12 protein-coding genes and 1 pseudogene are annotated in these 12,246 nt (G+C 57.1%); all 13 read left to right on the top strand.

What is annotated here, in order from left to right; translation table 11 throughout:
- Positions 1 to 972, top strand: a complete 972-nt coding sequence (locus HMPREF9162_RS00465; protein ID WP_009438081.1) for a biotin--[acetyl-CoA-carboxylase] ligase — start codon at positions 1 to 3, stop codon at positions 970 to 972.
- A gap of 29 nt (positions 973 to 1,001) precedes the next feature.
- Positions 1,002 to 1,769: a type III pantothenate kinase gene (locus tag HMPREF9162_RS00470; RefSeq protein ID WP_009438123.1), complete on the top strand. Its 768-nt coding sequence runs from the start codon at positions 1,002 to 1,004 to the stop codon at positions 1,767 to 1,769.
- Positions 1,766 to 2,737 carry a tRNA dihydrouridine synthase DusB gene (gene dusB / locus HMPREF9162_RS00475; protein ID WP_009438092.1) on the top strand — a complete coding sequence of 324 codons (972 nt, stop codon included), beginning with the start codon at positions 1,766 to 1,768 and terminating at the stop codon, positions 2,735 to 2,737. Before HMPREF9162_RS00470 ends, dusB begins: the two co-directional genes overlap by 4 nt.
- A gap of 12 nt (positions 2,738 to 2,749) precedes the next feature.
- Positions 2,750 to 4,135 (top strand): aminopeptidase, encoded by a 1,386-nt coding sequence (locus HMPREF9162_RS00480; RefSeq protein ID WP_009438057.1) that lies wholly within the window; start codon positions 2,750 to 2,752, stop codon positions 4,133 to 4,135.
- A gap of 506 nt (positions 4,136 to 4,641) precedes the next feature.
- On the top strand, positions 4,642 to 5,826 hold the full coding sequence (locus HMPREF9162_RS00485; RefSeq protein WP_009438042.1) for a pyridoxal phosphate-dependent aminotransferase: 1,185 nt from the start codon (positions 4,642 to 4,644) through the stop codon (positions 5,824 to 5,826).
- A gap of 201 nt (positions 5,827 to 6,027) precedes the next feature.
- A pseudogene (locus tag HMPREF9162_RS00490) lies at positions 6,028 to 6,614 on the top strand (MotA/TolQ/ExbB proton channel family protein).
- The gene (locus tag HMPREF9162_RS00495) at positions 6,604 to 7,014 is read left to right on the top strand and encodes a biopolymer transporter ExbD (protein ID WP_009438110.1); all 411 of its coding nucleotides are present in this window, start codon (positions 6,604 to 6,606) and stop codon (positions 7,012 to 7,014) included. Before HMPREF9162_RS00490 ends, HMPREF9162_RS00495 begins: the two are co-directional and overlap by 11 nt.
- Positions 7,015 to 7,668: an energy transducer TonB gene (locus HMPREF9162_RS00500; protein ID WP_009438077.1), complete on the top strand. Its 654-nt coding sequence runs from the start codon at positions 7,015 to 7,017 to the stop codon at positions 7,666 to 7,668.
- A 24-nt stretch (positions 7,669 to 7,692) separates the two neighbouring features.
- Positions 7,693 to 8,301 carry an energy transducer TonB gene (locus HMPREF9162_RS00505; protein ID WP_037349999.1) on the top strand — a complete coding sequence of 203 codons (609 nt, stop codon included), beginning with the start codon at positions 7,693 to 7,695 and terminating at the stop codon, positions 8,299 to 8,301.
- Between the two features lie 59 nt (positions 8,302 to 8,360).
- Complete coding sequence (locus HMPREF9162_RS00510; RefSeq protein ID WP_037350013.1) at positions 8,361 to 9,002, top strand: energy transducer TonB; 642 nt, start codon at positions 8,361 to 8,363, stop codon at positions 9,000 to 9,002.
- Positions 9,003 to 9,029: 27 nt separating this feature from the next.
- Complete coding sequence (locus tag HMPREF9162_RS00515; protein ID WP_009438116.1) at positions 9,030 to 10,223, top strand: FTR1 family protein; 1,194 nt, start codon at positions 9,030 to 9,032, stop codon at positions 10,221 to 10,223.
- Positions 10,224 to 10,279: 56 nt separating this feature from the next.
- Positions 10,280 to 10,849 carry an iron transporter gene (locus HMPREF9162_RS00520; RefSeq protein WP_009349976.1) on the top strand — a complete coding sequence of 190 codons (570 nt, stop codon included), beginning with the start codon at positions 10,280 to 10,282 and terminating at the stop codon, positions 10,847 to 10,849.
- Between the two features lie 125 nt (positions 10,850 to 10,974).
- Positions 10,975 to 12,240 (top strand): DUF2318 domain-containing protein, encoded by a 1,266-nt coding sequence (locus tag HMPREF9162_RS00525; RefSeq protein ID WP_009438152.1) that lies wholly within the window; start codon positions 10,975 to 10,977, stop codon positions 12,238 to 12,240.
- The last annotated feature ends 6 nt before the right edge of the window (positions 12,241 to 12,246 follow it).

Consider the following 12,246-nt stretch of genomic DNA (forward strand, 5'->3'; position numbering starts at 1 on the left):
ATGCGTAGTGATGTGCTGGAACTCCTGCGTGAAGCGGGCGGCTATATATCGGGTGAACGGATGGCGGAACGTCTCGGTGTGACGCGTGCCGCGATATGGAAGAAGATTGCGGCGCTGCGGGAGCAGGGCTATGACATCGCGAGCGCGCCCCGGAGCGGCTATGCGCTGCGCGGCGCGCCGGACAGCCTGATTGAGGCGGAGATTGTCAAAGACCTGGGCACGGTGCTCATCGGACGCCGTGTTGCGTGCTACGGCGCGGTGGATTCGACAAATCTCATCGCGAAGGAGCTCGCACGCGAGGGGGCGGCGGACGGCACGGTCGTCGTCGCCGAGAGTCAGGGCACGGGACGCGGACGGCTCGAACGCCGCTTTTTCTCGCCGCCGGGCAAGGGCATCTGGGTGAGCATCCTGCTGCGTCCCTCGTTCCTGCCGCAGGATGCGCCGAAGTGCACGCTGATGGCGGCGGTCGCCGTAGCGCGCGCGATGGAGAAATTCGGACTGCACGCCGAAATCAAATGGCCGAACGACATTCTCCATGACGGGAAAAAACTCGTCGGCATCCTCACGGAGATGAGCGCCGAGATGGATCGCGTGAATTACATCGTCGTCGGCATCGGCATCAATGTGAACATCGCTCCCGAGGATTTCCCCGCCGACCTGCGGGAGATTGCGACCTCGCTCATGCAGATGAAGGGGGCGCCGCTCCCCCGCGTGGCGTTCCTGCAGGAGCTCTTGCGCGCGCTGGACGATCTTTACAGCACTGTGCAGCGCGAAGGATTTGCCCCCGTGCTCGCGGCGTGGCGCACCTATGCGGTCACGCTCGGCAGACCCGTCCGCGTGATCGCCGCGGCGGGCGAAACCTTTGACGGGGTCGCGGCGGATATTGACGAAGAGGGCGCGCTGCTCATCGACACGGCGTCCGGACGGCGGCGCGTGCTGGCGGGGGATGTCTCCATCCGCCCGCGGCAATAGATTAAGGCATCATACGGAGGGAAAGAGCTTTGCTACTGGTACTGGACATCGGCAACAGCAACATTGTCATGGGCGCATATGAGGGCAGGAAACTCCTGCGCCATTGGCGCATTTCGACCGATCGGCAAAAGACGGTCGACGAGTACGGCATCCTCATCAACGAACTCTTTCGGTATCAAAATATCAGCATGGAGGACATCAAGGCGATCATCATCTCGTCCGTTGTGCCGCCGCTCATCGTGCCCCTGCGCAAGATGTGCGAGCGTTACTTCCACATACGCCCGCTGATCGTCGGCCCCGGGATTCGCACGGGCATCCGTCTCAACTATGAAAATCCGCGCTCCATCGGCGCCGACCGCATCGTGAACGTCGTCGGCGCGCACGAACAGTACGGCGGCCCGCTCATCGTCATCGACATCGGGACGGCGACAACATTCGACGTCGTTGCGGAAAACGGGGACTTCCTCGGCGGCGTGATCGCACCGGGACTCGGGCTGAGCGCCGAGGCGCTGTTTCAGCGCGCCGCCCAGCTCCCGCGCATCGAGCTCGTCCCGCCGAAGACGGTCGTCTGCCGCAGCACGATACAGGGAATGCAGGCGGGCATCATCTACGGCTATGTCGGACAGATCGACGAGATCGTCCGCCGCATCAAGGAGGAGACGGGGCAGGAGATGAAGGTCGTCGCGACGGGCGGCTTTGCCCGCATGGTGGCAAAGGAGTCCAAGACGATCGACAAGGTGGATCACTTCCTCACGCTCACGGGACTGCGCGTCCTGTATGAGAGAAATCAGTCGTGAATCCGCTGAAACTCGGCGGCTTTACCTTTCCCGAGCCCGTATTCCTCGCGCCGATGGCAGGCGTGACCGATACCGCGTACCGCATCATCGCGAGCGAGATGGGGTGTCCGCTTGCCTTCGCCGAGATGGTGAGCAGTCAGGGCATACATTACCGCAACGAGCACACGCTTCTCATGCTGCGCTCGGAACCCGCCGAGCGCCCGCTCGCCATGCAGATCTTTGCAAAGTCCGCGGCGATGGCGGCTGAGGCGGCGGCGTATATCGAGGAACTCGGCACGGCGGACATCCTCGACTTTAACATGGGCTGTCCCGCGCCGAAGGTCGTCAAAAACGGCGAAGGCTCGGCGCTCATGCGCGATCCAAAGAAAGCGGAGGAGATTTTGAAAGCAATCCGCCGCGCAGTGAAGCTGCCCTTCACCGTCAAGATGCGGCTCGGCTGGGACGATACCTCGCGCAATGCCGTCGAGATCGCGCGCATCGCCGAGGCGGCGGGCGTCGACGCCGTCGCCGTCCACGGACGCACGCGCGAGCAGTTCTACAGCGGCAGCGCGGACTATGAAGCGATTGCAGAGGTCAAGCGTGCCGTCGGGATTCCCGTCATCGTCAGCGGCGACATCCGCCGCCCCGCCGATCTCCGGCGCGCCCTCGCCATCACGGGCGCGGACGGCGTGATGATCGGACGCGGCGCGCAGGGCAATCCGTGGGTGTTCCCGCAGCTCATTCATTGGCTGCGGACGGGCGAAGAACTCCCGCCCCCGACACCCGCCGAGCGCGCGGCAGTCGTGCTCCGGCATCTCGACCTCCTCATCTCCTACAAGGGAGACTATATCGGCATTCGCGAGATGCGCAAACACGCCGCATGGTACACGCGTGGACTTCCGGGCAGCGCACAGCTGCGCGAGCGGTTCAACCGCTCGGACACGCGGGACGCATTTGTTGAGATCCTGCACGGCGCGGGATATATGTAGAAAGGTTCTATCATGAGCGATACCAAAGAGCAGTCCGTCTGGCTGAAATATACAAGCGAAGAGCGCGCGGCGGTGGATGACCTCGCCCGCGATTATATCGATTTCCTCTCGACCTGCAAAACCGAGCGCGAAAGCGTCGTCGAGGCGATGCGCCGCGCAGAGGCGTGCGGCTATCGCGACCTCGGGGGGCTCGTCGCGCGCGGAGAGAAGCTGAAGGCGGGCGACAAAGTCTACGCCGTCAATATGAAAAAGGCGATCGTACTCTTCCACATCGGCACAGCACCGCTCGAAGAGGGCATGAACATCCTCGGCGCGCACATCGACACCTGCCGCCTCGACGTCAAGCAGAACCCGCTCTACGAGGACGGCGGGCTCGCGTATTTTGACACGCATTACTACGGCGGCATCAAGAAGTACCAGTGGGTGACGATCCCCTTAGCGCTGCACGGCGTCGTTGTGAAAAAGGACGGCACTGTCGTCGAGATCGTCCTCGGCGAGAAGGACGGCGATCCCGTGTTCTGCGTGACCGACCTCCTCATCCACCTCTCGCAGGAACAGCTTGAAAAGACGGCGGCAAAGGTTATCGAGGGCGAAAAACTCGACATCCTCATCGGCAGCGTGCCGCTCAAAAAGGACGACAAGGAATCCGTCAAAGACGGTATCCTCGCCCTGCTGGAGGAACATTACGGCATTGCGGCGGAGGATTTCCAATCGGCGGAACTGACACTCGTTCCCGCAGGACGCGCGCGCGAGCTCGGTTTTGACCGAAGCCTCGTCCTCGGCTACGGTCAGGACGACCGCGTCTGCTCCTACACCGCGCTCCGCTCCATGCTTGAGACCGATGCGCCGCGCCGCACCGCATGTACGCTCCTCGTCGACAAGGAGGAAATCGGCAGCGTCGGCGCGACGGGAATGCAGTCGCGTTTCTTTGAGAACATGGTCGCCGAAGTCCTCTCTGCGTGCGGACAGTATAGCGACATCGCCCTGCGCCGCACGCTCATGCATTCGAAGATGCTCTCCTCGGATGTTTCCAGTGCATACGACGGGCTCTATGCCGACGCTTTTGAAAAGAAAAACGTCGCCTACCTCGGGCGCGGCATGGTATTCAACAAGTTCACGGGCGCGCGCGGAAAATCCGGCTCCAGCGACGCGAGCGCGGAGTATCTCGGCGAACTGCGCCGCATTATGGACGGCGCGGGCGTCAGCTATCAGCTCGCAGAGCTCGGGCGTGTCGACCTCGGCGGCGGCGGAACAATCGCCTATATCATGGCGAACTACGGCATGAACGTCATCGACAACGGCGTCGCCGTCATGAGTATGCACGCGCCGTGGGAAGTGACGAGTAAGGCGGATATATATGAGATGAAGAAGGGGTACGACGTATTCCTGAAGGCGTGACGCGGGAGGTGTGAGACGTGATCTTTGCGCACAGCGTTGTCATGACATCGAATGCTTCGCTAGGAGTAGCTTTTTTACTACGCCGTCGCTCGCATTCTCGTTATTCCTAGCTGTGCATCAAAGCTGACGCCTCACTTACTGTACGGTGTGCAGCGGGATTTTGGCGCATAGCTGTGTCATATCGAAAAAACACTGCGCTTGTAGTAGCTTTTCTACGCCGGCGCTTGTGTTTTTCTCATTCCTTGCTCTGCATCCAAACTTCCATGTCACTCAGGTTGCGGCGATTGGATGCGGGATTTTGGCGCCTAGCGTCGTTATACGCCCTTTACTGCGCCTGACGTATCATATGCTGCCATATACTGGAAGAGGGCGGCGCGGATTGTCATGGTTCTATGAAAGAGCCATATGCCGTAGGGCGCTGCATTGATAACAAACATAGAAAATAACCGTGCATTGTGCTAAAATAATGCACGGTTTTATATTGCGCTTGGCGGAAGGAGTATTCTATGGTTTCGGAGGAAATGTATCGGCTTGGGACAAAGAAGTCTACGATTCGGTCGATTTTTGAATATGGACGGCAGCGTGCGGCTGAGGTCGGTGCGGAGAATGTGTTTGATTTCAGTCTCGGCAACCCGAATGTGTCGGCGCCAGATTTTATTCGTGACGCGGCGGTCGATATTCTGATGCATAACGATCCGATCGAGGTGCACGGTTATACGATTGCACCCGGCAAGCCCGAGGTGCGTGAAACGATTGCAGCGGATCTGTCCAAGCGGTTGGACATGCGTGTTGCAGGGAAAAATCTCTTCATGACCGCGGGCGCAGCGGCGTCCGTGACGATTGTATTCAAGGCGCTTTGCGAGGCCGGGGATGAGTTCGTCACCTTTGCGCCGTTTTTCCCGGAGTACCGTGTGTTCGTGGAGTCGGTAGGCGGTCGGCTTACTGTCGTTCCTGCAAAGACGGATGACTTTCAGATCAATTTCGATGCTTTTGAGCATGCTGTTACGTCCAAGACCAAGGCGGTCATTGTCAATTCGCCGAATAATCCGAGCGGCGCTGTCTACAACGCGGAGACGATCACTCGATTAGCAGATTTTCTGCGGCGGAAAGAAGAGGAATACGGGCATACAATCTTCATCATTGCGGATGAGCCGTATCGCGAGATTGTCTATGTCGAGGCGGCAGTGCCGTGCATCCCCAACTTTTACGACGATACGATTGTCTGTTATTCGTACAGCAAGTCTTTTTCGCTCCCCGGAGAGCGCATTGGTTACATCCTCGTGCCGGATGCAGCTGCAGATTTCGACCGCGTCTATGGAGCAATCGCAGGGGCGGCACGCGTCCTCACGCATGTCAATGCACCGTCTCTATGGCAGCTCGTAGCGGCGCGATGCGCAGGTCGAGATGCCGATCTTTCAATGTATCGCATGAATGCGTCACTGCTTTTCGAAGGACTTACGGAGGCGGGATTTTCCTGTATGCGTCCGCAGGGGGCGTTCTATCTCTTTCCACAAGCACTTGAGCCGGATGACGAAGCATTTTGCGAACGCGCAAAATCCTATGATCTTCTGCTTGTACCGGGGGCAGATTTCGGCTGTCCCGGATATTTCCGCGCGGCGTATTGTGTGAGCACGGATATGATTCGGCGTTCCTTGCCGCAATTTCAAAAACTGGTAGAATCCTATCGGTAAAATACATGAATGAACTTCATCTATAAGTTCTTCATTAAAACCTGTATTGACAATCAGTCTCTACGGGGCTATACTTAAATCTGATTCTGATGCGGCAGTCTATTTTATTTATTGCCAAACCTATAGGGGACATGGGGATATTGTGTAAGGAAGGTGTTCTTTTTGACCAGTGCGGAACTCTTTGAAAAAGGCGGACCGATGATGTATCTGCTGCTCCTGTGCTCGCTCACGGTGGCGGCGATTGCGATTGACCGCTTTATGCTTTATCGGCGTGCGTCGCAGGGAGCGCGCGCGCTGGAGGCTGAGGTTTCAAAATCGCTGCGCGGCAGAAAGGTGAATGAGCTTGCCCCTGCCGCAGAGGGGCAGGACAATATGGTAGCGTACCTTGTTCGGACGGCGCTTGATGCGCGCGCGGCAGGGGAAGATGTGCCGATGGCACTCGATGCGGCATACGGTGAGGCAGCAATGCTCCTGCGCGCGCGGCTCAACTATCTCTCGATGATCGTTACGATGGCACCGCTGATGGGGCTGCTTGGAACGATCTCCGGCATGATCGAGTCATTCAGTATTTTTAATTGCAGGCAGGTCAGCCGATGGCGATTACGGGCGGCATTGGCGAGGCTCTGATTGCAACGGCAACGGGACTGTTGGTCGCGATCTTCTCGCTCGTTGTGCACACGTATTTTGCACAGCGTATGGATGTGATGCTGACCCTGCTCGAAAAGACGATGAATACATTGCAGGCCGGATTCGCGGTCGTGGACGGAGGCAATCGTCATGCGTCGTAATTTTCATGAGGTGCGCGAGCCGCTCGTCATGATTATTCCGATGATCGATATCATGCTCTTCCTGCTCGTGTTCTTCATGCTCAGTACGATGTATATGGTGAATGCGAGCACGGTGCAGGTCAATCTGCCGCAGGCGGCGACCGCGCAGCAGGATACGCGTCCGCACATCATCTCGATCACGGTCACGGAGGACGGCAAAATTCTCTTCGATCGTGACGATGAGCCGACGCGCGAGCTTTCGGCACGGGTGAAGACGCAGCTCGAGACGGACCCCGATACGGTTTTTGTCGTGCGTGGAGACAAGAAAACGGACTATCAATACGTTGTCTCCGTGTTCGATGTTCTCAAGGAAGCGGGGACGCGCCATGTGTCCATCGCAACGGAGACGGGAGGGGTCTGAGTGCACTACCGGACACATTGGCGGCTCGCCTTTGTTCTCGCATTCTTCTTCCATCTCGTCGTATGGCTCGTGCTCATGCTCCTCATCCCGATGGTGTTCAAGATGATAGAACCGCCGCCGCAGGAAGATCCGATGGAGTGGGTCGATATTGCAGAAGCTCCCGGCGATCCGCAGGAAGAGCAGCAGGAGCAGCAGCCCGAACCGCCGCCCCCGCCTCCGCCGCCTGCCGAAGAGCAGGTGGAGGAGGAACCCGCCGTCGTTGAGGCGGAGCTCCCGGAGGAGGCCACAACGGAGCTCCTCAAAGAAGCGGAGAATATGACGGATGAGCCCAAAGACAATACCCTTCATTCTTCAAATAACGGGCAGCAGATGGGCCAGCCGGGCAAGATATTACTTGCGGTTCAGCCGCCGAAAGGCGGGCTTTCCTATAAAGGCCGCATCACTGTATCTGCACATGTCGGCAAGGACGGAACGGTCATGTCGACGAAGATTAAGGTCTCGTCGGGCAATGACATCTATGATAATTTTGCACGCAGCCTTGTGCAGTCGAAGTGGAAATTCCAGCCAGCAACGGACACGAAGGGTGAGCCGATGGAATCCAATATCATGTGCACACTGGCGTTCAACGTACCGGTGAAGCGCCAGATGCACTGATGTGTCTCGTGAGAATATTATGCAATGAAACGATATGGATTGATTGTGTTTGCCGTTCTCTTCGGCATAGGGCTTTCGATACTCTCTGCACAACTGACAGAATGTGCGCGAGCGGAGATTCCATTACATGATGCTCACGATATAAAAGCGCGTGTCGTGGTGTGTGTCTTCGTTACCGCAGAAGGAAAAGTAGGGACCATGCAGATAGCAATGAGCTCGGGCATCCCTCCTGTCGATGCGTATGCGCTAGAATTTCTACAGGATGAAGATATTCAATATCCGACACAGGTCGATGCCAACGGGATGTCGGTCCCTTTTAAAGTAAATCGGCCGATTGTTATCAATTTTAAGGATACTCCTTCCGCGCTCTTGGCAAACCCTATCAGAAATCCGCAGCCGAAATTAGAAGACTATCCGGATGTTAAGACACAGACGGCATTGGAAATTTCACTCGATGCAGAGGGAAATGTTCTGGAGACTAAAGTAATTAGTTCCTCGGGCAGCGAGTTATACGATGTGACAGCCGCCGAAATTGTAAAAACTGGTTGGAAGTTCCCACCGGCACGTAGAAAGAAAAAAGCTGTTATGCGTACGACTTCCTGCGTCATATACTTCGGATATCGTCCCGGCTAATCGAGTGAGGCGGTATTTTAAGAAAGAAGGTTCGTCTCTCAATCATGAAAAAAACCTCTATGATTTTGGCGGCAATTATCATACTCCTCGGTATGGGGGCTTTGATGCCGCAGGCAGATGCCGCAGTGGAAGAACATAGACCCGTGCAGCCGCCCCAAGTCGTTCAGAGGGCACCGCTCTATAACTTAGGCATCGAAGGGCGCGTCCATCTGAATATGTACGTCGACGCAGAGGGAAAGGTCGCATCCGCACAGATTATTCAATCTTCAGGGTACCCGCTTCTCGACGCCTACATGCTCGCGTATTTTCATGCCGGGAGCGTCACGTTCTCTCCTGCACTTGATGCCGCGGGACAGCCCGTTCCCTGTTATGTCCGTCAGATGTTTTCCTTCTCCAAGGGAGAAGAAACGCAGATAAAACTTGCCGAAGCAGTAAAACAGGTACAGCCGAAGGTCAAGAACTATCCGGATGTGAAAACACAGACGGTTATTTCTGCAAAACTTGATGATAAGGGGAAAGTGCAGGAGACAAAAATCCTCGTCTCATCAGGGAATGAGGAATACGATACGGCGGCCGCGGAGCTTGTGCAAAAGAAATGGAAGTTTTCCCCCGCGCACGACGCGGAAGGCAAGGCTGTAGCAAGCGGGACCGCCTGCGTCATATACTTCGGGTATCTGCCCGATCCGCCGAGTGAATCGTAAGCAGGAAAGAAGGTTGATCACGCAATCATGAAAAAAATCTTGATCTTATTAGCGGCGCTCTTCATGCTTTTGCCGACGGCGCCCGCAGATGCGGCGCAGACATGGCAGCAGATTCACGACCACATCAGCACCGAGCTGGATAATGTCTACACGATCTATCAGTCCGGTGATGCCGAGGGGGCGAAGAACGCCGTCAACGACATCTATTACGGCATCTATGAGAAGGACGGCCTTGAGAGCGCCGTGCGCAGCGGCATCTCGTCCAAGAGTGCCAACCTCACGGAGTATCAGTTCTACACGCTGAAAAAGGTGATCCGTGCGGGGGCGACGCAGGATGAGGTGAAGGCCGAGGGGGATAAGCTCCTCGACATGATCCAAGTGGAGGTCACAACGCTCGAGAACTCCGGCGTCCAGTCGGGCGGCTGGGCGATGTTCCTCCAGGCATTCGTCATTCTGCTGCGCGAGGGCATTGAGGCGATGCTCGTCCTGCTCGGCATCATCGCCTATCTTGGACGTGCGGGGCATGAGAAGGAACTCTCCGCCGTCTACAACTGGGCGATTGCGGGTATTGTGATGAGCTTCATCAGCGCCTATCTCTTCAACTCCGTGCTCGATGCGAATGCGACGGGCGCGAGCCGCGAAGCGATCGAAGGATTTACCGCGCTCTTTGCCGTCTGTGTCCTTCTCGGGACGTCGGCATGGATGGGCGGCAAGTCCAATGCGAATGCGTGGAAGAAATACATCGAGAGCAAGGTGAAGCTCAGTCTCTCGACGGGAAAGGCGCGCGCACTCGGCTTTGCCGCGTTCCTCGCCGTGTACCGCGAGGGCGCGGAGGTCATTCTCTTCTATCAGGCGCTCTTTAACAACGCGGCGGGCGATATCGATATGATCTGGGCAGGCTTTGTCGCAGCATGCGCCGTGCTTGCCATTATGTTCTTCCTCATGCAGCGGGGCGCGCTGCGCATTCCCATCGGGCCGTTCTTCAAGGTCACGAGCATCTTCATGTTCGTCCTTGCCGTTACGTTCCTCGGCGGCGGCGTCAAGGCGCTGCAGGAGGCGGATGTCGTCTCGACATCGGTCATCGAGGCGGTCCCCATTCCAAGCATCGATGTGCTTGGCCTTTACCCCACCTATGAAACCATCATTCCGCAGATTTTGCTTGTCATTATCGCTGTGGCGGTGGTATCATATAAAAAACGCTCTGCAACAGCAGCGGCGTAAGTCGTTTTTCCTCGATAGAGAGGAAAGAAGTTATTTTCTTTAAGGAGGATTTACCCATGAAGAAATCCGGTCTCAGTATGCTCAAGAAGGCTCTTGCCGTCGGCGCGATTGCGTTCTCGACCTTTGCGATCAATGCGAGCGTCAGTGAAGCTGCGTTTGAGGAATTCCCGATCGGCGACGAGCTTGAGGACACGACGAACCACTTCAAGGTTGCGCTCGTTTACTTCCAGCCGGTCACGATGGAGCCCGCAGGAATGAGCCTTCCCGCAGATCAGGCGGATATCCACATCGAGACGGATATCCATGCGACCGAAGGCAATGAGTGCGGCTTCGGCGTCGGCGAGTGGATTCCGTATCTGACGGTGCACTACAAGTTCACGAAACGCGAGACGGGTGAGAGCCTTGAGGGCGTATTCATGCCGATGAGCGCGGACGACGGCCCGCACTACGGTGCGAACGTCAAGATGCTCGGCGCGGGAACCTATGACTGCGAGTTTTCGATCGACAGCCCCGCACGTCAAAACTACATGCTCCACACGGATCCTGAGACGGGCGTTCCGGGTCACTTCTGGACCGAGCCGGTCAAGATGAGCTGGGTGTTCAACTACGTTCCGCGTAAGTGGTAATTTCCAGCGCACACATGATGGCAGCGGCGGCACGATGATATCGTGTCCGCCGTGTTCCTGCCGGTATTAGAACGGCTGCCGCCCGACCGGGACGGCGGCTTTTCTAATAGGAAAGGGAAATTCTAATGTTACAGGCATTTTTACAACAATTGGTACCGGCACTGGAAGAGAGTGTGAAACTCGCCGTGCCGCTCGGCATTTTGCTTGCAATCATTTTGCCTCTGCCCGATCAAAGTATTCGCCGCACATTTACACGCGTTCTCAAATGGGGCTTTTTCCTCTCGGTATTCATGACGGCGGTGCGCGTCGGCACGCGCTCGGCGGTGAACCGCGAGATCTTTGAGAGTATGGCGATCACTGTTGATCTCGTCGGTGCGATCGTGCTCTGCACGATTCTCCTGCGCAGCATCCACAGGACATGGACGGGCGGAGAGGAGCGCATTTTTCGCATCGGCACGGGGGCGCTGACACTTGGACTCTTCCTCTATCACGGACTCGAACTATGGCTGATCCCCGTCGCCATCGTGCAGGTTGCGATGGGCGACTATGTGACATTGAACTTTTTCATCAAGATGCTCGGTTTTGTCGGGGGCATTTTTCTCGGCTTCCTCTCGGGCTATCTTGCCTATAAAGCGGCAGCGGCGCTCAATCATGGACGATTGGTGTTCGTATTCACCGTACAGATCATAGCGACCGCGATTCAACAGATCATCTTTGTCATGACGGTCATGATGGCGCGTCAAGTGTTTGGCGCCGAGAGTCTCATCTCTTTTATGGCGCCGTTCATCGACAATCAGAATAAAGTGATCTATGCGATCTACTTCGTGTCGATCCTCGTTCCCATCACGCTCTTTTTACAGCCGCGTCCGGAGCGTCCGGACTGGGCGAATCCGGCGCAGTACCGTCAGATTCTTTCGCGTTCCATTCGTCGGAAACGCTGGGGTTCGGGGCTCCTCGCCATGCTGTTTGTGACGGTGCTGGTCTCAAGCGTCGGCGGCTGGTACGCGAATAAGAAGGAAGCGCTCGTCCCCGCGGTCGCCGTGAAGGCAGAGGACGGTGTGGTGCACATTCCCCTCGAGGAGGTCTCGGACGGACATCTCCACCGCTTTGCGTTCCGTGCCTCGGACGGGACGGAGGTGCGCGTTATCATCGTGCAAAAGGGCGGCTCTGCCTTTGGCGTCGGACTTGACGCGTGCGAGATCTGCGGCCCGACGGGTTATTTGGAACGTGACGGTCAGATCGTCTGCCGGCTCTGCGATGTAGTTATGAACAAGGCGACGATTGGACTGCCCGGCGGATGCAACCCGATTCCCGTGGATTATCGTGTGGCAAGCGGCGAAGTGCAGATTCAGGCGGATGCACTTGAGGCTGCGCGTGTTCACTTCCGCTGATGGGGC

Origin of the sequence: Selenomonas sp. oral taxon 137 str. F0430, from assembly GCF_000183625.1 — a bacterium.
In the GTDB taxonomy this organism is placed as follows: Bacteria; Bacillota; Negativicutes; order Selenomonadales; family Selenomonadaceae; genus Centipeda; species Centipeda artemidis.